Genomic DNA, 20,235 nt, shown 5'->3' with positions numbered 1-20,235 from the left:
GGAATTAAATATACAATTGAAGGTAACTTAGAATTAATTAAAACATGTTAAAAAATCTTTCATCATTAGTGGATAGTTAGCAAAACTGATTTACTTTCACCCACACTCATTTTGATTTTACTATCTAATGATGATATTAAAAAAGCTCTAGCATTTATTAAATGCTAGAGCTTTTTATTATTTATTTTTACTCAATTTCAGCCAATTTCGGTATCCATAAATTCCATTAATTAAGTAGGCTGAGAACATGATAATCATCGTTACTGAGCCATCAGGAGTTCCAAGAAGTAGTGTCCACATCATAATAGAGAACACATTGATAATCATCCATAAAATCCATTGTTCTGTGAAGCGTCCAATTTGTAATAAGAAAGCAACAATCGATAGAATTGTTGTTGTTGAGTCAATTAGTTGTAGATTTCCACCAAGAGCGATAAGTACTCTCCAATAAGCTAAAATAGCAATCACTAGACCGATAACGAGTAGAAAAATTTGTTTAGCAGTTAAGCGACGAGCAATAACGGTCCCCTCATCATTTTTTTGTTTACGCCACATATAAAATCCAACAAGATTCATTGGAAGATAGTAAAATCCATTTAACATGACTTCTCCAAAAAGTCGATTTTGATAAGCAATAATCGCATAAAGGCCAACATTTATTGTAGCGAAAGCATAGGTTGAAATTTTTCCCTTTGCACAAAGAACAACTGAAATAATTCCTGTTACACCACTAATTAATGCCATTGGAGTATCACCCCAAACAATACTTAAAATAAGCATCGTTAACGTTGAAATAATTAACCATGAAATTTCAAAAATGCTCCAATCACTAAAATAATTTTTTGTTTTCATCACTAATGCTGACATAAAAAATCCCCCTTATTGAAATATTCTTCTTCAAATTTACTGCTTTGTAAGCTCACGACTTTGGCTGCAACTTTGTTGGCAATCTCACAGCATTGTTTTGTCTCATAACCGAGTGATCTTAGTGCAATGATTGCTCCAAGATGGCTATCACCCGCTCCGATTGTGTTAACAACTGTGGTTTTAGGTGCTTCTATAATCATTTGATTTTCCCCATCAAAATGTAGAACACCGTGTTCCCCGAGTGTGATAAATAATTCGTTATGAGTTAAAGCGTATAGTTTTCTCACAGCAAGATTTAAATCTTGCTCTTTTGTGAAGCTTAAAGCTTCAGACTGATTAATATGTAAAATAGGATGTAGCTTAAATAAACGTTCCATTGTTTCTTGTTCGATAAATGTAATACGTGGACCTGGAGCGAAGTATAGATTTTTTATTTCTTGCGTACTTAGCCATTGACTGATAATAGCCCCACTTAAGCCTTCCATCTCGTATCCAGAAATGTAGATATTATCATACTGTTCCCCACTAAAAGCATCTAACCAACGTCTTTGATAGTTAGCTTCAACACCAGGAACTGTTATAAAGGTCCGTTCTCCGTGATGTTCAACTAAACAAAGGCAATATCCGTTATCCACAGTTTGCTCCTCGATGTGAACGGGATAGCCATGTTTGATTAATTCTTCCTTAATCATTGAGGCGTAAGACCCAGAACCAACGGGAACAGCCAAATCGTGTTCTACATCAAAGTGATTTAAAATCGTTGCAACATTATACGCGCATCCACCAATTGTGACGCTCTGTTTTTGGCAAAAAATATCGTCACCCGTTTTAGGTAAGACGTCGATATTTAAAATAACATCTACAATCGCATTCCCAAGCAGTAAAGTTTTCACATTACGCCCCCCCTTTGTTTTGCTAATGCATCTACATATTCCATTAAATTGACATCATTTGCCTCATTAATAAGTTCAACCCATGATGAATCAAGTGCTGTGTATCCTTGGTAAGCACCACAAATCGCACAAGCCATCGCTCCGATTGTATCAGTGTCTCCCCCGAGATTTGCACAAAGTAAACTACAATGTTTTACATCTTTCGCATAATAAGCAATTGCAAGAGCAGCAGGAACTGATTCACTAATTGTTACACCACATCCGATGATTTGATAGATAGCCTCTAAGAACGATTCATCTTGGTCTTTATAACGTTTAGCAAATTCAATGCCAAGCTTCGTTCTTGCAACAAGAGATGGATTAATAGTATCAGCCCCAAGAGCACGTGCCTCTTGTTCAATACTATAAACAGATTGTAAAATTTCATCAAAGTCTTTGTAGATCATGGCACAACTTACAGCGTGAGCAATCATACAGGCACCAGCTATCGTGATGTCACTACTGTGCGTAACCTTTGTAATATGCGCTACATATTGAATGAGCTCTGATTTTTCATCAGGTAAGAATAAACAGCCAACAGGAGGAATCCTCATTGCAGAACCGTTTGTCCCAGATTGATTCGTAATCGATTCTATATTTTTTCCTTCTTTAAAACTAAGTAAGGCGGCTTTAGATGTGGGCCCTAAAATGTTTTTTTCAAAAGCTTGTTCTTTTTTTGCCCAAGCAAGAAGTCTAGTTGCGATATCAGTTGGCAAAACGTTGAAATGATTGGCTATTAAAGAGTCTAGGATGATTAAAGCTTGTGCAGTATCATCTGTAAATTGTCCTCTTTTATACTGATAAGCCACTTCATTTTCCGAAGGTCCATCTAAGAAATCTGTAATGCCCCTAAAAAACTGTTGGACTTTTTTTCGACTCCAAAGTTCAGAGGGCATTCCCATAGCATCACCGATTGCCATTCCATAAAGAGTTCCAGCAATTTTATTTTTCATACAGCCGCCTCCTAATAAACTTTACAGGTGACAAGACACCTGACAAGGTAATATTCTAGTTTATTTGGATAAAATAGTCAATGTTTTATGAATGATAATCTTTCATATCAATAAAAAGATGTGAATAACCCTATTAGTGGGTTATCCACATCTTTAAAATGCTTAATTACTATTTGAGAAGATGTAGTATTTTGCTTTTTACCTTCATTACACTCGCTATCTAGGCCATGACGTCGGTTAATACTTATTGCACGTTATCTTAAAATCCGATATGATTCAACAAGAGGGGGAGATAATGATGAAAAAAGAGCAAGCATTATTAGTTATTTTAACACTGACCTGTTTTATAATAGGGTGTTCAACAACTGAAACAGAGGATGAGGTTACAATCAATGGAACACCCATTGAAGAGAAAACAACGATCGGAAAAATAACCATTCCACTAGGCCAGACATTTAAGTTAATCCATGACGAAAAAGAGGTGTTAGAAATTGCTGTGACCGATGTGACGTTAACGGATGCACGTAATGAGTTCAATGAGGCGGTGGATAATGTCGCAATTGTAACTATTGAGGCAATTAATATATCAGATGAAGTCGTGTTGTTAAATGAGTCCTATTTTCATTTTTATGATGAAACAGGGAAGAGGTTAGACTTATATCCCATGTCGGGTTATGATTTAGATCTCGAATTCTCAAGTTATGCAGCCATAGCACCTGGTCGTAGACGGACGATTAAAATAAATGTTGGAATTACAACAGGGGATATTTTGAAAATTGATGTGGCTCATAATACAGAGGATGAGCCTTTTGCGACAATTGATACCGAAACAGTTGTTGAGACCATTTTTGAATCATCGCTTGTGACGGCTTCATACTTAGATGAGCTTGAACTAGGGACACCATTTACTGTGTTAGCGCAATTTAGTGAGGAACCATTTGAAATTAACATTAAATCAATCGCGCTAACAGATGAGCGTAATGAGTATATGGAAAGTGAAATGCCTGATCGAGCGGTAGAGACAGTTGCAATTATTACGATTGAAGGTAAAAATATTGGAACAAAAAGAGAAGCTTTATGTGACTCAAACTTTTTAATTTATGATGAAACAGGTAACGGTGTAACTTTATATCCACTCATCACCACAAATAAATCAGTTGAGTGGGTTGAACCTGGTCAGACCGCATTAATTGATATTGTAATTGGTATTAAAACAGGATCAAATTTTGACATAGAAGTTAGAGATAAGGTTACAAATACTAAAACATTTGCAATTTATAAATATAGAAACTAAAGAGCTAAACAGGGACATTCGTTAAGAATGTCGCTTTTTTTAATTGAAATCAATTTTTTAATAGTTATTACTAAGCTTTATTATCCTTTAAAAGGAAAATATCCTAGTATGACTTTAACAATTTTATTAATAGAATTTATTAGTGCTATCTCACAGTTCAAGAAATTAGAAATGAGAACTTACTTCATAATTATTTCTAAGTTTACGGAACATAGTTTGATATATCAGCAAAGTGTCATTTGTCCGATATGAATACATGATGAGGTATCTGAGCTATTGCATGCTTAATCGTCTCGAACCTTAGTTTATATGGGGGTTCCACGTTTTGAATGTCCTATGAAATTTTTAACGTCAAACCTTAACATAGATTTGTCAAAAAAACAAATGGTAAAATCATGCAAAACATAAGGAGATATAGTATAATAGGAGAAATACTAATTTGTTAGGTGACGATTTTAGGGGAAATAAATAATTTAAAATTAAGTTATTTTTTAAAGTCGGTAAACTAGCAAATATTCATAGTAAATTTTTCTTAATAAGGAGAGACATAAGATGAAATTTAATGATTTTAAGTATGAAAGACCAAATTATGAACAATTCAAAAATGAATTTGGTGCTTTAGTTTATAAGTTTGAGGCTGCAACGAATGCAGAGGAACAATTAGAAATTGTGAACAAAATTAATGCCATGCGTTCTCATATAGAAACAATGGCAACCTTATCTTCGATTCGCCATAGTATTGATACACGAGATGAGTTTTATGACTCTGAACAAACGTATTGGGATGAACAGGGTCCTCTTTATGAAGAAGCAACGTCTGCTTTTTATCATGCAATCGTTAAATCACCATTTCGTGCTGAACTTGAAGAGAAGTTAAGCAAACAATTCTTTACGATTGCAGAGTTTAATTTACGTTCATTCTCGCCTGAGATTATTGCGGATTTACAGGAAGAAAATAAATTATCTAGTCTTTATACAAAGTTATTAGCATCAGCTAAAATTCCATTTGATGGTGAAGAGCGTACGTTACCAGGAATGGGTAAATATTTATTAAGTGAAGATCGTCAGGTCCGTGAAGAGGCTTCAGTTGCTAAATACCATTTCTTTGAAGAGAATGAAGCTGAAATCGATCGTATTTATGATGAGTTAGTAAAAGTTCGTACACGTATTGCTAAAAAATTAGGATTTAATAATTTCGTTGAACTTGGATATACTCGTATGATGCGCAGTGATTATAATCCAGAGATGGTTAAAAACTTCCGTAAGCAAGTTTTAGATTATATTGTGCCAGTAGCAAGTTCTTTATATAAAAGACAGGAAGAGCGTTTAGGTTATGGGGAACTTCGTTATTTTGATGAAAAGTTCGAATTTAAAACAGGTAATGCGACACCTAAAGGAAGTCCAGAGTGGATTTTAGAAAATGGTGTGAAAATGTATCATGAACTTTCTCCACAAACAAAAGAATTCTTTGATTTCATGGTAGAAAGTGAGTTATTAGATCTAGTGAATAAACCGGGGAAAGCGGGTGGAGGATATTGTACTTATATTCCTGAATATAAAGCGCCATTTATCTTCTCTAACTTTAATGGAACAGCAGGGGATATTGATGTCTTAACGCATGAAGCGGGACATGCTTTCCAAGTTTATTCTTCACGCTGGATTGAAACACCTGAGTTAAACTTCCCAACGTATGAAAGTTGTGAGATTCATTCAATGAGTATGGAGTTCTTTACATGGCCTTGGATGGAATTATTCTTTAAAGAGGATACGGACAAATATAAATTTACTCACTTAGGATCAGCGATTAAATTTATTCCTTATGGAATTGTTGTGGATGCATTCCAACATTTCGTTTATGAAAATCCAGAAGCAACACCGGCAGAACGTAAAGCGGCTTGGCGTAATCTTGAAAAACAATACTTGCCACACAAAAACTATGAAGGATGTGACTTCCTAGAACGTGGTGGTTGGTGGTTCCAACAAGCACACATTTTCAATAGTCCATTTTATTATATCGACTACACATTAGCTCAAATTTGTGCCCTACAATTTTGGAAACGTATGCACGATAATCGTGAAGATGCATGGAATGACTACGTTCGTTTATGCGAGGTAGGTGGGACAAAATCGTTCCTCGGACTTGTATCATATGCAAATTTAAAATCACCATTTGAAGATGGATGCGTAAGCTCTATTATTTCAGACATTAAAGCGTGGCTAGATTCAGTTGAAGATCAAAAATTATAAAAAAAGAGTATTGCTTAAATAAAGAAAACGCGAAGGATTACCTTCGCGTTTTCTTTATTTCCTTACAGAGATGTAAGGTTAGAAGTGTATTTGTAAGTTGATTATTATGGTATTTTATCTATTATTTTATTAAAATAAGTCGTGTGAAATAAACTTAATTTCCTTAGAAAGTATTTTCTAAATGTTTAATTCATAGTATCATTAGGTAGGTTATATTTTACATTGAAATTTTAATAATTGAAAAGTTGAAACAGGAGGGTTAGTTGTGGGTTTTATTGAATACTTAAAAGTAATTTTCCTTGGATTTGTTGAGGGGATTACGGAATGGTTACCTGTTAGTAGTACAGGTCATATGATTTTAGTTGATGAATTTATTAAGTTAAATATGTCGGCTTCATTTATGGAGATGTTCTTTGTTGTCATTCAACTTGGGGCAATTTTGGCGGTTATCTTTATGTTTTGGAATAAGATCTTCCCATTTGAGTTTAAGGGTGGCTTTAAAATCAAACAAGATACGATGAATCTTTGGTTTAAGATTATTGTGGCATGTTTACCAGCAGCAGTTATTGGTTTAGCATTTGATGATTGGTTAGATGAACATTTTTATAATTATCAAACTGTTGCCTTAATGTTAATTATTTACGGGGTTTTATTTATTGTTATTGAGAATCGTAATAAAGGTCGTAAGCCAGTGGTAACGAATTTATCACAAATTACATATAAATTTGCTTTAATGGTTGGAGTTTTCCAATTACTTGCTTTAGTTCCAGGAACATCTCGTTCAGGAGCAACGATTTTAGGAGCTATTTTAATTGGTGCTTCTCGTTATGTTGCATCAGAGTTTACGTTCTTCTTAGCTATTCCAGTTATGTTTGGAGCAAGTTTATTAAAACTTGTTAAATTCGGATTTGCTTTTACTAGTGCTGAATTAATTACGTTAGCTCTTGGATCATTTGTAGCATTTGTTGTTTCAATTTTTGCAATCAAGTTCTTAATGGGATATATTAAGAAACATGACTTCAAAGTATTTGGATGGTACCGCATTATCCTGGGTATTGTCGTTTTAGCCTATTTCTTCTTCTTTGGAGCATAAAAAAAATCGCTAAGACTTATGTCTTAGCGATTTTTTTTATTGAAGTAAGTTTTTCCACCAGTTTTGGGTTGATAACCATTTATTAAAAAGAATAAAAATTCCATATCCAATGATGCCTCCAAGTGTATTTAGAATTAAATCATCAATGTCTGATGAACGCCCAATAAAGTACTGGAAGCATTCAATGAAGAATGAGAAAGCAAAAGCAAAAAGTGTGGTATTAAAAAAAGAACGAAATTTTTTGAATACAATTGGTAGTAAAAATCCAAGGGGGATAAACATGATTATATTCGAAATGACCTGGCTCATTGTGAAGGTATCAAATAGCCAGCTAAATGGAATTAGGTTAAGGCGATGATAAGGTGGGTTAAAGTTTAATCCACTTCCGATTATGCTTATTAGGATAGTTGCAAATAGGATGATGAATATGATTCCTGCCAGTCCTAAATAGCTAAGTTGTCTAAGAATAGGGATTTGTTTTTTTCGTAGGATAAAGTAGAACGGTAAGTAGATAATACCAACGATAATCAGGAGGATGACTCCTAGGAATATATTATCTAAAATGTTTTGTAACATGAAAAGCACGCTCCTTATTTATAAAAAATCTGTACCATGCATTTAGTATAGCAAACAGAAATGAAGAAAACCGCAAGAAATTCTGAAGATTTAATGAATATTAAAAAACCCCCGACCAACGTACGGGGGTTTTCGCGTGCACAGAGCAAAAGAGGAGACTCCGAGTGGAATCTAGATATATTATTTGATAATTTGTCGATTTTATGCACTAAAGGGCCTATTTTAAAATTTGGCGGCGCGGTTACAAGTATTAATTGGGAGATTAAGTAAAGTAAAATAGGTTTTATTTTTGATAATTTTAGGCACAATAAGAATGATTTTTCGGAAGGAGTGATTTGATGGGTACAAATCTTCATGTACAGTTAACTTATGATGAGAAAGCAAAACGTTTTGATTGCCGTAATCGATTAGATGAGGTTATTGCAAGTTTATTAAATGGTGATGTTTTTACATTAGACCACTTAAATACAACGGTTTTAGGAACAGTTAAATTTTCACCAGAGTGTAAACCATATGGTTTTTATTTTGAATCAAATGATGGACAACTAAAGGTTGAATTAACTGATGGAATGAAGGGATATGTTGAGATTCAGGATCAAGATAAAGTAATGAAATAAAAAACTTAGATTTAAAAAGGAGTCTCTTAACTGATGGAAATTAAAAATTATATTTGTCCAAAATGTCAAAATCGCTCCTATGAAGTGGATGAGTTTGCTGCAACAGGTGGTGGGCTTTCCAAAATGTTTGATGTTCAGAACAAACGCTTTACAACGATTACATGTACTAAGTGTAAGTATACTGAGATGTATAAAGGAACAACGAGTGATTTAGAAAATATTTTTGATTTTTTACTTGGATAAAAAAGAATACCTTCATTCTGTATTCCTTTATATGTGAAAATAAGAAAAAACACCTAAATGAATTGAGATAAATTTGAGATTAATTTATACATTCATAGAGGTGCTTTTTTTGTAGGAAATATAAAATGTTTTTGTTGCAATAAGTGTGAAAAAGTGATAGTTTCGATTATATTCATGATGAGATTATATTATTGTAAATTAATTTAAAAAACAAAAAAGAACTGAAGGAAATCAGCTCTTTTTTTGTTTTTAAAGTGGTTAGTCATAAATATAAGAATCTAATATTGGAAAAATTAGCGGACGTATGTCAATTTGTTATTCTTTTGACTACAGTTCTATTTTATCTTAAAAAAAAATTAAATGTTAAAAGTGTTCGTGAGAGGTGAGAAAAAAGCACTTGAATGGTCATTTTTAAATTAAAGTATTCTGTTAATAAACATTTAATCTATATTTTTAATGGTTTCGATAGGATACGAATGCAGTTATCAATCTAATTTGAAATGTTATTTTTTTGTTTAAAAAATCTTATGTGGCTATTTAGGAGTAAATCAGTTAAAAATAAACATTTTATTAGATATATCTTGTAAAAAACAGAAAAAAGCACATAATTAGACAAAAAATATAGTGATGATAAAATAATATTATGTAGTTTGATTTATAGGATGTGATATTATGATTATTCAATTAGATGATTATTTTATTAGAGTTCTTCAAAAAAGCGGTTATGAGTTAGATTATAATAAATTAGTTAAAATAAATGAAAAAGCAATGAGTGAGAGAAAAAAATCACTAAATGAGTACAATGAATTAGTATTAAAAAAAATTACTTCAAAGCAGAAAAATCAAAATAGACAATAAATATTAGAGTTATCTAACATCTCGTGGAAAAGTTAAAGCTATTAAGAGTGTAGGAAGCACTAAAAACGTAAAATTAGATGTTTGGGATTTTAAAAAATAATAGAAAAAAGCACTAGATTTATCTAGTGCTTTTTTTGAGTTAAAAAATGGCGCTATTAGACGAAAATGTTGTTATTAACTATCTAGTCATTTAAAACAGATAAAATTCTTAAAAATGAAAGCCAATAACTTTTGATACCAAGCGGTTTATTTACCAATAAGATGACTTAAAACAGCCTAAAAAATAAAGAACTACGTTCAGGCATCGTAGGATATAAAATCAAAGCATAAACAGGATTTAATCCACCTTTGATCACTAACCCCTCTATAAAGTCTACTTCCTTCATTCTTTCATAAAACGAAAGGGTAAAGGAAACTTGAACTTTCACGTGCTTTTAACCATGTAATTTTTCGTTTACTAATTCAGTGACTGCTTGTTTGAGCTCATTGCTTGCTTCGATTGCATCTAATTGAGCTTGAATTTCACCATCTTCATCTTCGAAATAATTCAACTCATTACAGTTTTCTGCAATTTCACGAACTTTAGCTAAATCTTCATTGTATTTAGTTGATAATTCTTTTAACTCTTTATCAAAAGTTTTAATTTGTTCAATTGAAGTGAATGATAAAACCATGTCAATTGGCATAATTCCAGAACTTTTTGTTCCGTCAGGATATTTCATTGTGACACTTATTTCTTCTAAGTGACTATCTATCATAAAGCTATATAAATCTGTAAAACTATTAAATTTCTTATGTTTTGTTTTAATTTCCATGCTCAGAGCTCCTTTTTAGGAATTCATATTTTGAATTCGATACTGTTATTATATCCTACAAAGTACTTACTTTAAACAGATGATGAGTTGTTTTCATTAATAGAGTGCAGAGTATTAGGAGTGATATACACTTAAAATAATGAATTTCTGTGAAATGTACAATTGACTATTAAGTATAAAAGAGTAATAACTCAATCATAAAAAATCACGTACAAAGTACGTGGAGTGTAAGATAAAAGCATAAATCAGGCACAGGAATAGCTTGGTACAAGGGATGGAAATCTAGCTTTAGCTCACTGTCTCTTCAGAATAAATGTATAAGATTAACCAAAAAATTCCTTTTGAATTAGTTTGTTTTAAAAAATAGGGAGTGATAAGTGTCTCTAAAAACGAGACACTTATCACTCCCTTACATTTTTTGAACAGCTAAAGTATTAGCTTTAGCCTTTTATTTAATCCAGCTTCGATGAATAACTCCTCTATAAAGTTTTATCCACAATTGTACTTTCAAGAACTTCGGTGGCTAAGCACTTTTATTCGGAGTTATCTGTTCGTCTTAGCTTTTTATTTAATCTAGATTCGAGATGCAACACTCTGGTAAAGTTCGAGAGCCTCTTGTGTCTTACGACACGGCGGACTCTCCTTACTTTCTACGAGTGTTAAGCACATCTCTTAGCCTTTTATTATTCTTCGTCTGGTAATTCTACGTTGTGGTAAACTTGTTGTACATCGTCTAAGTCTTCTAGTACGTCGATTAATTTTTCGAATTTAGCTAATGCATCACCATCTAATTCTACTGTTGATGTTGGTAACATTGTTAATTCTGCAGCTTCGAATTCTGTGATTCCCATTCCATTTAATGCTGTTTGTACGGCATGGAATTGATCTTGGTCTGCGTATACTGTGATTTCTCCATCTTCTTCTTCAACGTCACGAACGTCTACGTCTGCTTCCATTAATCCTTCTAAAATTTCATCAGCTGAGTTTCCGTTGAATCCGAATAATGCTGTTGCTTCGAACATGAATGCTACGGCACCACTTACTCCGATTTTTCCACCGTTTTTGTTAAATGCAGAACGTACTTCAGCTACTGTACGGTTTACGTTGTCAGTTAATGTATCAACGATAACGGCAGCACCATTTGGTCCGTATCCTTCATAGCGGATGAAATCGTAATTTTCGTCTGATCCACCTTTTGCTTTGTTGATAGCGCGGTCGATGATTTCACGGTTAACCCCTGCAACTTTAGCACGGTCAATAACTGATGCTAAGTTACGGTTTAATTCTGGATCTGGATCTCCATTTTTAGCAGCCATGTAAATTTCTTTTCCGAAACGAGCTAAAACTTTTGAACGGGCAGCATCTTTAGCAGCTTTTCCGTATTTAATATTATTCCACTTACGACCCATTGGGTATCACTCCTGTTAATAAGATTTGATTCAAAGACTATTGTTGTTATTTACAATAGCAAAGTAACTATACATTTACTTATTATACTCCTGTAACTCCTAGTTTTTCAAGTTTTTCAGATAGTGTCGAAATCGACATTGTAAAAAATATCTGTTATTTATTGACTTTTATAGGTCAAAGAGCTATAATGCTATTAAATAATTAGACAATCATCTAATTAAAGAATTGAAAACATAATGGAGGAATAGTCTATGTTAATTGTGACAACAGATAGTATCTCAGGGAAAGAAATTATTGAGGTAAAAGGTTTAGTGCGTGGAAGTACGGTTCGTTCAAAAAATATTGGTAAAGATATCGGAGCCTCATTTAAAAATCTAGTTGGGGGGGAATTAACTGGATATAATGAGATGTTAACGGAGGCACGCCAAATTGCGATTGGACGTATGGTTGAAGATGCAGAAGCTCAAGGGGCAAATGCGATTGTTGGAATGCGTTTAATGTCATCATCAGTGATGGCAGGGGCGGCTGAAATGGTCGCTTATGGAACAGCGGTTGTGATTAAATAATGCTTAAATTTATTATTGGTTGGTATTTGCTTAATTTTTTAGTGTTTGGTATTTTTTTAATCTTTAAAATTACAGAACGTTTGAAAGAGAAGAAAATGGAGAGAGAACAATTAGAAAATTATAGAAAATATTAAATAAACAAGTTATAGTTAAAGAACACAGAACTTTTGGTGTTCTTTTTTTTTTTAATGAACTTTTTTTAAACTCGCGTGTCTTATTAGTGAAAGAAGGTGAGAGGGTTGGATGAGGAACAGCTTGTGAAACAGGCGATTTCAGGTGATCGGCACTGCTTAAATATATTGTTTGGGATGCATTATAAGACGGTTTATGGTTATCTCATTAAATTAACTGGGGATATTCAAATGTCGGAGGATTTAGTTCAGGAAACATTACTTAAAGCGACACTAAATATTGAAAAGTTTCGTGGAGAAAGTAAATTTTTGACTTACTTAATTCAAATTGCGACTAACTTATATCGAAACGAGGTAAGAAAGCAAAGTCGCATTGTTTACGATGACGAAATTATTCAATCGGTGTTTAGTGAAGGTGAGTGTGACGCGTTAATACAGGTTCAGTTTAAGGAAGCGATGAATGCCTTACAGGACATGAGTGAAGAACAGCGGATGAGTTTTATTTTAAGACATTATTATGGCTATAGTATTGAAGAGATTTCTAATTTATTTGGAGTTGCAACAGGAACGACAAAGTCGCGAATTTTTAATGCGATTCAAAAGATAAGAAAGAAGTTAGGAGGGTAGATGATGGATGTTTTAAAGGATGAGCAATTAGAGGCTCAAGGTTTGATAACTGAGATTGATACATTAAAGATTATTCGAGTTGCTAATGAGTTGAAGCTTCAAAGGCAAAGAAAACGTCTTAAGATCCTGATGATAGCGGGAGTTTTCTGTGTGCTTGCACAAATGTTGATTTTTAAATTTATAGGATTTAATCGAGAGTTTATAATGCTTGGTGGCATTTATGTGTTGTTTGCCTCGTTGATTTTGTTAATTGTTCGGTATAGAGAGGGTGGAAATATATGATTGTGATGAGTATTTTAATGTCAGTTGTTTTATTTGTAGTCGTTTGTTTTGGAATTGGTCAGGTCGCGTGGATTTATTTAGATGCAAAGGATCGAGGTGATCGTTTGGCAATTGTTTGGGCAATTTTTGCAATTTTTCCGATTGTATATCCGATATTACTTCCGTTGCCATTAATTATTTATTTGTTGATTAGTCGTAGTTTCTCATATCTTTGTCCGACTTGTAATGAGAAGGTGAATAAGGATTTTAGTACATGTCCTCATTGTGGTCAAGCGTTGAAAGAAAAATGTCCAAATTGTGGAAGAACAGTCGAGTCAGAGTGGCACTATTGTCCGAGTTGTTCGGCACATATTAAATAAGGGGGAGTTTAGGATGAAGATTATTTTAAAGCATAAGAAAACTTTTATTGTGATTGTCATTATTTCATTACTGATTAGTATTTTACCGCTAATTGGAATGGCTACATTTATGGGAGTGCGAAGCTCAAATGTCAATATTGCATATGAAAGTCCAGTTGTAGAAAATGTAAATCCGATAGATTATCAACCTTTTGATATCGTTGTACCGTCTGAGCAACTCCCATCACCTGTTTTTAATAGTAATAGGTTTGAAAAAACATTACTTCATCATTCATTTTCAGAGTCAACGACTGAACAAGTCTTTCTGTATCAGGCTTATTTAGAAGAAGGCATGACCGTAACGATTGATTATCGTACCAATATTAAACAAGGAATTTTAGATTTTGGGATGTTTGATGAAGCTGGAATGAAGGCAAGTTTTTCTGGAACAAAAGATAGTCCAAGTTTCCTTATTGATCATTCAGGAAATTACGTGATTGCCTATAACGCAAATGAAGTATTAGGTTCTTTTGATATAGAGATTAGAGTACAAGACGTGAAATAAAAATGAGGAAGCCGTGCTGTGGCTCCCTCATTTTTATTTTTCTTCTAATAATAAGTTAATTGTTTCTTGAACGCGTTTAACACATCCTTTACAAGCTAAACCTGCTTTTGTTTCGGTTTGAATTTCTTGTAATGTTGTTGATCCTGTTTCAATCTCTTCTTTAATATCTCCAACTGTAATATTGAAGCAATAACATAATTTTTTATTTAAATCCATGATTAGACTCTCCTTATTATTAAAAATCAAACTGTGTATAACTTTATTTTAATAGATGAAAGAGGATTAACCAACGAATTTACTTTTAAAGATTAGTTGTGTAGTTAATGTAATCAAATCCCCAATCACACAGATTTTCCATAACGTCAAGGAATTGTCGTCCGATATCGGTGAGGGAGTATTCAACTCTTAGTGGAGTTTCGTTGTATACTGTTCGTTTAATAATTAGGTCGGCTTCAAGTTCTTTAAGTTGTGAAGATAGGTAACTATGGGTGATGTTGGGTTTGAGGTTGATGGGAGAATGAGATGTGTAAAAGCTAGAAGAGTTATCTTACTATAGTTTTTTTACGGTAAGCAGTTGGTGAAGTATTCATGAAGCGTTTAAAGATTTTTGTATAGTAACTTGGACTATCGAATCCGACTTTGTTACAGATTTCGGTAATGGTTGCATCCGTTTGAAGCAATAGGCCTGCTGAAACTGAAATACGGTATTTTAAAAGATATTGCATTGGGGACATTTGGACGTGTTTTTGAAAACATCGTTGACACTCTCTTATACTGATGTTGGCGCTAGCAGCAATTTGTCCTACTTCGACTCCTTTGGAGTAGTTTTCGTGAATAAAGTTTAGCATTTTTTTCAGACGCTTCATTTCTTGGTTTTCGATTTGAGGTTGTTGGAGTGCTTCTTGATGGTGTTTGACAAGAAGATAAAAAAGGTGTGAGAGTTGATTTCTTATAAATAGCTCGTAACCAAACTTCTCCGATTCGTAGGCTTCATAAGCGGTAAGAATACAATCGATTGCAATTCGTTGCCACTTGATATGAGGATAAAGTGGGATACTTGGTAGAGCGTTGCAATTTGCTAAAGGTTGAATATATCTTTGTTTAAAGATGTTTTCATTTGTGTCACAGATTAATTCTTTGTGGAATACGAGTGAATTCAATAAACAAGGTTGATCATTAAAGACATAGACTGAGTGTAAAACATTGGAGTTAATAAATAGTCCTTCACCTGTTTGAAGTAAGTAATCAGTTCCGCTGACGCTAATTTTAATTGGACCTTTCTTAATGACAATGACTTCGAATTCATCGTGCCAGTGCCAGGGAATATCACCTGTTACATTACTTATGATATCTGAAAAATAGGCCCCGCAAGGAAATAACGGTGTCCCGCGAACTTCGAGTTCGCGATTTTTTTTATCAAGATTTAGGTCGTATATTTGAATAGGCATGGAATAATTCCCCTTTGTCGCTTTTGTTATAGGATTGGTCTTTACTGTTATTGTTTGGAAATCACAGTGTCGCTATCATTATAGTATAACGTGAATTAAAAAGTGAGGGGATTTTATGGATAATGTAAATATAGCTTTAATGCTAAAGGGAATTAAAGACAGTGAGGCTTTCTTTGAACTCGTTGACCGTTGCCAGGCACCAGTTAAAATTCAGGTTCCTGGTGGAGATTTGCATGATTTGCGTGGCAATGTCTTACTCCAAAATTATTTAACATGGGAATCACCAATCAGCGCTATTGAATGTGTGGAGGTGTTTTGTCATACTGAAGCAGATCTTGCTTCTATTTTGGAGTTTATCGAAGAATATCAATTATTTTAAATGATAATCTGAAGAGACGTTTCCTGAATAAAGGGAATTTCTCTTTTTTCATTTAGGATGTGACATAAGGCAGTGATTTTCACCATATAATTTAGTAGATAGGAGGGGATTTGTATGTTAATTGTCACAACAGATACGATTGTCGGAAAAGAGATTATTGAAGTAAAGGGATTAGTAAAGGGGAGCACTGTCCGTTCTAAACATATTGGAAAAGATATTGGAGCGGGATTAAAAACTATTGTTGGAGGAGAATTAAAAGGGTACAACGAGATGTTAATTGAAGCGCGTCAAATTGCATTCGGTCGCATGGCTGATGAAGCTGAAAGTCTAGGCGCTAATGCAATTGTTGGTGTCCGTTTAATGTCATCAGCTGTGATGGCAGGGGCTGCAGAAATGGTGGCTTATGGAACAGCAGTGGTGGTGAAATAAAAATGGAAATTCTCGTATGTGTGGTGCTTGGATTTTACTTAGTTTGTATCATTGGGGTGGTAGGATTACTAGCTTATAAAATAGTGGAGCGTCGACGAGAAATAAAAAAAGAGAAAGAAGAATTTAAAAATTATAAGGATTATTAGAAGGGGGGAGGGAGTAGTGGAGAATTACTCTTATATTGAGACTAGAAAAGTTTTTAGTCGTCTTGGATTTGCCCTAACTTTTAGTATTTTATCTGTGAATGTTGTTCAACTCATTGTAGCGGGATTTATGTCAGCTGTTGATCCAAACTTATTAATGACAGATTGGGCTAATTTTTTCTTAATCGCAGTCAGTTTTTACTTAATTGGATTTCCATTAGCTTATTGTATGATGAAAAAAATACCGACAGCTGTTTCGCAAGAAAAGAAACGATTAACACTACGGCAACTCGTTGAATATGGATTAATTTCTTATGCTGTGATGATTCTTTTGAATTTTTTAACGACCTTCTTGCTGAGCTTTATAGAATTGTTTAAGACAGAATCCATTGTAAATCCCGTTCAACAGGTGATTTTAACTGGAAGTCCGTGGCTTAGCTTGTTATGTATTGTCGTTTTATCGCCAATTATTGAAGAACTTTTATTTCGGAAAATACTACTTGATCGGGTACGTATTTATGGAGATAAAGTGGCTATTATCTTTACTGCGATTGCATTCGGTTTTTACCATGGAAATTTATCACAACTATTTTATGCCGTTGGACTCGGTATCATTTTGGCCTACATCGTTTTAAAAACAAATCAACTTAAATATTCAATAGGAATTCATATGTTTGTCAACGCCATGGGTTCACTCATCTTACCCATGTTAATCGGAGATGGAAGCGACTTGTTAAGGGCTCAGATAGCTAGCGTTATTGTTGTTATTTTGATTACGTTTGGAACGATATTAATCATCAAAAATCGTAAAAAAGTTGAGCTTGTGCAAGGAGATTTAACGATTCCAGAAAGTAAGTTAATGCAACTTGTATGGCTTAATCATGGAGTTTTCGCTTACCTACTATTTAGTATCGCATTGATTATTATGGTTACTGTTGTAACTTAAAAAGAACTAACTCGCTTGAGTTAGTTCTTTTTCTATTTTTTGTAAGAATTCATCAGATGGGCGTAAGAAAGTTGATGATGAATTTTCTGATTCAAAATGAATGATTTCAACATTTTGAATCAGTGTAAATAATATATCAGCACTATAATTTAAATCATCGTTTGTAAGTTTAGTATTAGAATAATTGACTGTTAATTCATAAGGCTCTGATGCGGTTTGCAGACTAAATGTATAATCTTGAAGATTTACAGGTAATAAACTTAGAATATTTCCAACCGCTGAGTTATCCCCAATATAAGAATTTTTATAATTTAATAAGCTATCAGACTTTCCACACCCCACTAGAGTTAATAAACAAATGAATAAAATCATTCGTTTCATATTGATCACTTTCCTTTCTTAGTGATTACTGCGCAAAAAAACAGCATTAATCCCTCATATCATTATGATAACATGCATAAGGTCCTTATTTGAAAACTTTTATCGAATTTCCTAGTAGTTGAGGGATGATCTTACTTTTTAAGAGAGCTCTCTTCTAGTGGACGAGTATCATAAATGTTGCCGTAGGAGACCTGCATTAAATGAAAGGATGGAATTTTCAAAGTAGGTGAAACTCTTTCGTAAGGATTAATACGTGGGGTTAAAGAGGAAAATGGCGTCAAAATTCGGATAAAGAGCTTGAGGAGCAGGAAGAATATTTCTTTAAACGTTAAAAGGGATGGAGATTTCTCCACCTCTTTTAGTGTGCTTGTAGTTTTTGAATTAATTCATCTGTCACATTATTACCTTCAAGTTGATAAGCAAGTAAGACAGCCCCAAGACAAGGTTCTAGAAGCGGTGCTTGAATCTTGCAATCTAAGTTTTGTAATTCGTTAGCGAGTGGTACTAAGATAGTATCGCCTGATTTGAAAACTCCACCTGAATATGAGACGGCAAATGAATCCGTTAAATTCAATTGTTTAGCTAATGTTTTGATGTGTAAGGCAAGTTCATGTGCCGCTTGGTGGAATAGATTTTGACAGGCGATGCATCCGCTTTGGGCGGCTTTTGCCCCAATTGCTGAGAATTTTGCAATGTCAGGCCTTGAAAGTTTAAGTCGATTAAAGACGATATCCACAATTTCGTATAAATAGGTAATGTCATAAGCTTCTTCAATGATATCGACTAAACATGTCTTTTCATGGCGCCCGTCTTTTTGTTTCGTATACTCATTAATGACACGAAGTCCAATCCAGTGTGCACTTCCATCATCTCCGATATTTGGACCAAAACCTCCACACCGAAGAGAGAGGCCTTCCTTATTTCGACCATTTGCGATACTACCGGTTCCCGCTACAATGTTGATTCCAGGCTGACACCCGCATCCTGCTGCCCATCCCACAACGCCATCATTATCCACTTGATAGGGAATCTCTTGCATTACTTCTGCTAAGATATCATCAATGACTTCTTTATCTGCTTGACTTTCTCCATAACCTGGAACCCCAATAAAGACAAAGTTTAAATCTGTTGGTTGGATATCAATTTTGCTACAAGCTAGTTTAATATGAGATTCAAGACGATTTCTTAGTTCATCCGCCCCAATTTGATGAATATGTATCGTCTCACTTTCAAAATCCACTAAGACATCCATCTCTTGATTGGCAATCACATATCTTGTTTTTGTTCCACCACCATCAATCCCCATGTAATACATCAGTTACCCCTCCTATAAATCGTTTACAGAACTAGTATAAGAGAGAATGAATTTTTACTATATAGTTTTTCTTTTGATGAATATAGGATATTTTGTGATTATCCACAATTAAAAAAATCCAAAGATAGAAGATCATTTATCTCCTCTCTTTGGATAGTGGTAAGGATTTATGGAGGCAATCGTCATTAGTAAGTTAAAACCATCACATGCTCATGACCAAAGATTTGGCCATTAAATTCAAAACCAAAATTTTTATAAAGGTTAATTGCAACTTCACCGTCACGGTGAGCTCCAACGAAAATATTATGATGAGTCTTATCTTCTTTAATTCGTTCTATGACCTGCTCTAATGCTTGTGTTCCATATCCCATATTTTGATATTTTTCATCAATCATGAAACGGTAAATCCAATACTCATTATCATCCACATCAAGACAATACATCACAAATCCGACCATGATATCATGATGATAAATGGCAAGTGGGATGCATTCTGGTTGCACTTTAGACTGAGCGATGGAAATCGCATTTGAAGTAACGAAATCTTCTTGATCTTTAGAAACTGTTAATTCAATGCAATCCCAAAAATTATCTTTTGTTATCTCCTTCAATGTAATCATAAATATTCCCCCATAAAACGTAATCAGTTGTTAATTCATTATATGGCAGTATTAAAAATTTTATACAGTGAAGCGAATTAAGGCAAAATCTCTAAAAATATGATGGTTAAATGAACTATAAAAATCAATAAAATCCTATAAATAGTTCATTGATAGAAAC

Annotated in this window: 27 protein-coding genes; 15 read left to right on the top strand and 12 right to left on the bottom strand. The window is 33.8% G+C overall.

The genetic code is table 11. From position 1 onward, the window contains the following. Window positions 1-177: 177 nt before the first annotated feature. From pnuC to QWC74_RS01395, 3 genes are read right to left on the bottom strand one after another with little or no spacing between them, the layout of a single operon-like run. Window positions 178-867, bottom strand: coding sequence for a nicotinamide riboside transporter PnuC (pnuC, locus tag QWC74_RS01405; protein ID WP_006785969.1), 690 nt, complete (start codon window positions 865-867; stop codon window positions 178-180). Continuing rightward, on the bottom strand, window positions 855-1,760 hold the full coding sequence (locus QWC74_RS01400) for a PfkB family carbohydrate kinase (protein WP_006785970.1): 906 nt from the start codon (window positions 1,758-1,760) through the stop codon (window positions 855-857). The genes pnuC and QWC74_RS01400 overlap by 13 nt, the downstream gene beginning before the upstream one ends. Further along, window positions 1,757-2,752 (bottom strand): ADP-ribosylglycohydrolase family protein, encoded by a 996-nt coding sequence (locus QWC74_RS01395; protein WP_006785971.1) that lies wholly within the window; start codon window positions 2,750-2,752, stop codon window positions 1,757-1,759. The genes QWC74_RS01400 and QWC74_RS01395 overlap by 4 nt, the downstream gene beginning before the upstream one ends. Before the next feature lie 298 nt (window positions 2,753-3,050). Here QWC74_RS01395 and QWC74_RS01390 point away from each other — a divergent pair, with 298 nt between their 5' ends. From QWC74_RS01390 to QWC74_RS01380, 3 genes are all read left to right on the top strand, one after another. Next, window positions 3,051-4,046: a hypothetical protein gene (locus tag QWC74_RS01390; RefSeq protein WP_229098556.1), complete on the top strand. Its 996-nt coding sequence runs from the start codon at window positions 3,051-3,053 to the stop codon at window positions 4,044-4,046. 552 nt (window positions 4,047-4,598) lie between these two features. Next, the gene (locus QWC74_RS01385; RefSeq protein WP_006785975.1) at window positions 4,599-6,293 is read left to right on the top strand and encodes a M3 family oligoendopeptidase; all 1,695 of its coding nucleotides are present in this window, start codon (window positions 4,599-4,601) and stop codon (window positions 6,291-6,293) included. Window positions 6,294-6,558: 265 nt separating this feature from the next. Next, window positions 6,559-7,386, top strand: a complete 828-nt coding sequence (locus tag QWC74_RS01380) for an undecaprenyl-diphosphate phosphatase (protein WP_006785976.1) — start codon at window positions 6,559-6,561, stop codon at window positions 7,384-7,386. A 36-nt stretch (window positions 7,387-7,422) separates the two neighbouring features. Here the strand turns inward: QWC74_RS01380 and QWC74_RS01375 are convergent, their stop codons facing one another. Next, on the bottom strand, window positions 7,423-7,962 hold the full coding sequence (locus QWC74_RS01375) for a VanZ family protein (RefSeq protein ID WP_006784730.1): 540 nt from the start codon (window positions 7,960-7,962) through the stop codon (window positions 7,423-7,425). 338 nt (window positions 7,963-8,300) lie between these two features. On the opposite strand from QWC74_RS01375, the gene QWC74_RS01370 reads away from it, so the two are divergent. From QWC74_RS01370 to QWC74_RS01360, 3 genes are all read left to right on the top strand, one after another. Further along, window positions 8,301-8,579: a hypothetical protein gene (locus QWC74_RS01370; RefSeq protein WP_006784731.1), complete on the top strand. Its 279-nt coding sequence runs from the start codon at window positions 8,301-8,303 to the stop codon at window positions 8,577-8,579. Between the two features lie 33 nt (window positions 8,580-8,612). After that, window positions 8,613-8,822: a zinc ribbon domain-containing protein gene (locus QWC74_RS01365; RefSeq protein ID WP_006784732.1), complete on the top strand. Its 210-nt coding sequence runs from the start codon at window positions 8,613-8,615 to the stop codon at window positions 8,820-8,822. A 672-nt stretch (window positions 8,823-9,494) separates the two neighbouring features. Beyond that, window positions 9,495-9,680, top strand: a complete 186-nt coding sequence (locus QWC74_RS01360) for a hypothetical protein (protein ID WP_040763972.1) — start codon at window positions 9,495-9,497, stop codon at window positions 9,678-9,680. A 434-nt stretch (window positions 9,681-10,114) separates the two neighbouring features. Here the strand turns inward: QWC74_RS01360 and QWC74_RS01355 are convergent, their stop codons facing one another. Continuing rightward, window positions 10,115-10,495 (bottom strand): hypothetical protein, encoded by a 381-nt coding sequence (locus QWC74_RS01355; protein WP_006784733.1) that lies wholly within the window; start codon window positions 10,493-10,495, stop codon window positions 10,115-10,117. Window positions 10,496-11,178: 683 nt separating this feature from the next. Further along, window positions 11,179-11,904 carry a YebC/PmpR family DNA-binding transcriptional regulator gene (locus QWC74_RS01350; RefSeq protein WP_006784734.1) on the bottom strand — a complete coding sequence of 242 codons (726 nt, stop codon included), beginning with the start codon at window positions 11,902-11,904 and terminating at the stop codon, window positions 11,179-11,181. Between the two features lie 252 nt (window positions 11,905-12,156). On the opposite strand from QWC74_RS01350, the gene QWC74_RS01345 reads away from it, so the two are divergent. The 5 genes from QWC74_RS01345 (at window position 12,157) to QWC74_RS01325 (ending at window position 14,414) form a co-directional block, all read left to right on the top strand. Next, window positions 12,157-12,471 (top strand): heavy metal-binding domain-containing protein, encoded by a 315-nt coding sequence (locus QWC74_RS01345; RefSeq protein WP_006784735.1) that lies wholly within the window; start codon window positions 12,157-12,159, stop codon window positions 12,469-12,471. A 239-nt stretch (window positions 12,472-12,710) separates the two neighbouring features. Next, complete coding sequence (locus QWC74_RS01340) at window positions 12,711-13,229, top strand: sigma-70 family RNA polymerase sigma factor (protein WP_006784736.1); 519 nt, start codon at window positions 12,711-12,713, stop codon at window positions 13,227-13,229. Window positions 13,230-13,232: 3 nt separating this feature from the next. Then, a complete protein-coding gene (locus QWC74_RS01335) occupies window positions 13,233-13,511 on the top strand; it encodes a hypothetical protein (RefSeq protein WP_288993834.1) in 279 nt (92 codons plus the stop codon). Next, on the top strand, window positions 13,508-13,870 hold the full coding sequence (locus QWC74_RS01330; RefSeq protein WP_006784738.1) for a zinc ribbon domain-containing protein: 363 nt from the start codon (window positions 13,508-13,510) through the stop codon (window positions 13,868-13,870). The genes QWC74_RS01335 and QWC74_RS01330 overlap by 4 nt, the downstream gene beginning before the upstream one ends. A 13-nt stretch (window positions 13,871-13,883) precedes the next feature. Beyond that, the gene (locus QWC74_RS01325; protein ID WP_006784739.1) at window positions 13,884-14,414 is read left to right on the top strand and encodes a hypothetical protein; all 531 of its coding nucleotides are present in this window, start codon (window positions 13,884-13,886) and stop codon (window positions 14,412-14,414) included. 33 nt (window positions 14,415-14,447) lie between these two features. Here QWC74_RS01325 and QWC74_RS01320 read toward each other — a convergent pair whose 3' ends face one another. From QWC74_RS01320 to QWC74_RS01315, 3 genes are all read right to left on the bottom strand, one after another. Next, entirely contained in the window at window positions 14,448-14,630 is a 183-nt protein-coding gene (locus QWC74_RS01320) for a (2Fe-2S)-binding protein (RefSeq protein WP_006784740.1), read from the bottom strand. A gap of 85 nt (window positions 14,631-14,715) precedes the next feature. Next, complete coding sequence (locus tag QWC74_RS14770; protein WP_353888891.1) at window positions 14,716-14,907, bottom strand: winged helix-turn-helix transcriptional regulator; 192 nt, start codon at window positions 14,905-14,907, stop codon at window positions 14,716-14,718. A 49-nt stretch (window positions 14,908-14,956) separates the two neighbouring features. Beyond that, window positions 14,957-15,862, bottom strand: coding sequence for an AraC family transcriptional regulator (locus QWC74_RS01315; RefSeq protein WP_006784741.1), 906 nt, complete (start codon window positions 15,860-15,862; stop codon window positions 14,957-14,959). Between the two features lie 115 nt (window positions 15,863-15,977). Between QWC74_RS01315 and QWC74_RS01310 the strand changes: the two genes are divergently transcribed. From QWC74_RS01310 to QWC74_RS01295, 4 genes are all read left to right on the top strand, one after another. Continuing rightward, complete coding sequence (locus QWC74_RS01310; protein WP_006784742.1) at window positions 15,978-16,241, top strand: hypothetical protein; 264 nt, start codon at window positions 15,978-15,980, stop codon at window positions 16,239-16,241. Window positions 16,242-16,355: 114 nt separating this feature from the next. Further along, window positions 16,356-16,670: a YbjQ family protein gene (locus QWC74_RS01305; RefSeq protein WP_006784743.1), complete on the top strand. Its 315-nt coding sequence runs from the start codon at window positions 16,356-16,358 to the stop codon at window positions 16,668-16,670. Between the two features lie 2 nt (window positions 16,671-16,672). Continuing rightward, window positions 16,673-16,816, top strand: coding sequence for a hypothetical protein (locus QWC74_RS01300; protein WP_009606408.1), 144 nt, complete (start codon window positions 16,673-16,675; stop codon window positions 16,814-16,816). Between the two features lie 16 nt (window positions 16,817-16,832). After that, window positions 16,833-17,759 (top strand): CPBP family intramembrane glutamic endopeptidase, encoded by a 927-nt coding sequence (locus tag QWC74_RS01295; RefSeq protein WP_006784744.1) that lies wholly within the window; start codon window positions 16,833-16,835, stop codon window positions 17,757-17,759. A 6-nt stretch (window positions 17,760-17,765) separates the two neighbouring features. On the opposite strand, the gene QWC74_RS01290 is transcribed toward QWC74_RS01295, so the two are convergent. From QWC74_RS01290 to QWC74_RS01280, 3 genes are all read right to left on the bottom strand, one after another. Beyond that, window positions 17,766-18,140 carry a DUF4825 domain-containing protein gene (locus tag QWC74_RS01290; protein ID WP_006784745.1) on the bottom strand — a complete coding sequence of 125 codons (375 nt, stop codon included), beginning with the start codon at window positions 18,138-18,140 and terminating at the stop codon, window positions 17,766-17,768. A 358-nt stretch (window positions 18,141-18,498) separates the two neighbouring features. After that, the gene (locus tag QWC74_RS01285) at window positions 18,499-19,455 is read right to left on the bottom strand and encodes an N-acetylglucosamine kinase (protein WP_006784746.1); all 957 of its coding nucleotides are present in this window, start codon (window positions 19,453-19,455) and stop codon (window positions 18,499-18,501) included. Window positions 19,456-19,640: 185 nt separating this feature from the next. Continuing rightward, window positions 19,641-20,075 carry an N-acetyltransferase gene (locus QWC74_RS01280; RefSeq protein ID WP_006784747.1) on the bottom strand — a complete coding sequence of 145 codons (435 nt, stop codon included), beginning with the start codon at window positions 20,073-20,075 and terminating at the stop codon, window positions 19,641-19,643. Window positions 20,076-20,235: the final 160 nt, after the last annotated feature.

The organism is uncultured Turicibacter sp. (assembly GCF_938044715.1).
GTDB classification, from domain to species: domain Bacteria; phylum Bacillota_I; class Bacilli_A; order MOL361; family Turicibacteraceae; genus Turicibacter; species Turicibacter sanguinis.
This window is presented reverse-complemented; position numbering and strand designations above follow the sequence as displayed.

Excerpts from the sequence above, each read along its gene's own strand:
- QWC74_RS01285 (WP_006784746.1), bottom strand. The coding sequence starts at position 19,455 with ATGTATTACATGGGGATTGATGGTGGTGGAACAAAAACAAGATATGTG.
- QWC74_RS01355 (WP_006784733.1), bottom strand. The coding sequence starts at position 10,495 with ATGGAAATTAAAACAAAACATAAGAAATTTAATAGTTTTACAGATTTA.
- QWC74_RS01290 (WP_006784745.1), bottom strand. The coding sequence starts at position 18,140 with ATGAAACGAATGATTTTATTCATTTGTTTATTAACTCTAGTGGGGTGT.
- QWC74_RS01330 (WP_006784738.1), top strand. The coding sequence starts at position 13,508 with ATGATTGTGATGAGTATTTTAATGTCAGTTGTTTTATTTGTAGTCGTT.
- QWC74_RS01310 (WP_006784742.1), top strand. The coding sequence starts at position 15,978 with ATGGATAATGTAAATATAGCTTTAATGCTAAAGGGAATTAAAGACAGT.
- QWC74_RS01375 (WP_006784730.1), bottom strand. The coding sequence starts at position 7,962 with ATGTTACAAAACATTTTAGATAATATATTCCTAGGAGTCATCCTCCTG.
- QWC74_RS01280 (WP_006784747.1), bottom strand. The coding sequence starts at position 20,075 with ATGATTACATTGAAGGAGATAACAAAAGATAATTTTTGGGATTGCATT.
- QWC74_RS01315 (WP_006784741.1), bottom strand. The coding sequence starts at position 15,862 with ATGCCTATTCAAATATACGACCTAAATCTTGATAAAAAAAATCGCGAA.
- QWC74_RS01305 (WP_006784743.1), top strand. The coding sequence starts at position 16,356 with ATGTTAATTGTCACAACAGATACGATTGTCGGAAAAGAGATTATTGAA.
- QWC74_RS01320 (WP_006784740.1), bottom strand. The coding sequence starts at position 14,630 with ATGGATTTAAATAAAAAATTATGTTATTGCTTCAATATTACAGTTGGA.
- QWC74_RS01390 (WP_229098556.1), top strand. The coding sequence starts at position 3,051 with ATGAAAAAAGAGCAAGCATTATTAGTTATTTTAACACTGACCTGTTTT.
- QWC74_RS01385 (WP_006785975.1), top strand. The coding sequence starts at position 4,599 with ATGAAATTTAATGATTTTAAGTATGAAAGACCAAATTATGAACAATTC.
- QWC74_RS01300 (WP_009606408.1), top strand. The coding sequence starts at position 16,673 with ATGGAAATTCTCGTATGTGTGGTGCTTGGATTTTACTTAGTTTGTATC.
- QWC74_RS01370 (WP_006784731.1), top strand. The coding sequence starts at position 8,301 with ATGGGTACAAATCTTCATGTACAGTTAACTTATGATGAGAAAGCAAAA.
- QWC74_RS01335 (WP_288993834.1), top strand. The coding sequence starts at position 13,233 with ATGGATGTTTTAAAGGATGAGCAATTAGAGGCTCAAGGTTTGATAACT.
- QWC74_RS01350 (WP_006784734.1), bottom strand. The coding sequence starts at position 11,904 with ATGGGTCGTAAGTGGAATAATATTAAATACGGAAAAGCTGCTAAAGAT.
- QWC74_RS01365 (WP_006784732.1), top strand. The coding sequence starts at position 8,613 with ATGGAAATTAAAAATTATATTTGTCCAAAATGTCAAAATCGCTCCTAT.
- QWC74_RS01395 (WP_006785971.1), bottom strand. The coding sequence starts at position 2,752 with ATGAAAAATAAAATTGCTGGAACTCTTTATGGAATGGCAATCGGTGAT.
- QWC74_RS01360 (WP_040763972.1), top strand. The coding sequence starts at position 9,495 with ATGATTATTCAATTAGATGATTATTTTATTAGAGTTCTTCAAAAAAGC.
- QWC74_RS01345 (WP_006784735.1), top strand. The coding sequence starts at position 12,157 with ATGTTAATTGTGACAACAGATAGTATCTCAGGGAAAGAAATTATTGAG.
- QWC74_RS01325 (WP_006784739.1), top strand. The coding sequence starts at position 13,884 with ATGAAGATTATTTTAAAGCATAAGAAAACTTTTATTGTGATTGTCATT.
- pnuC (WP_006785969.1), bottom strand. The coding sequence starts at position 867 with ATGTCAGCATTAGTGATGAAAACAAAAAATTATTTTAGTGATTGGAGC.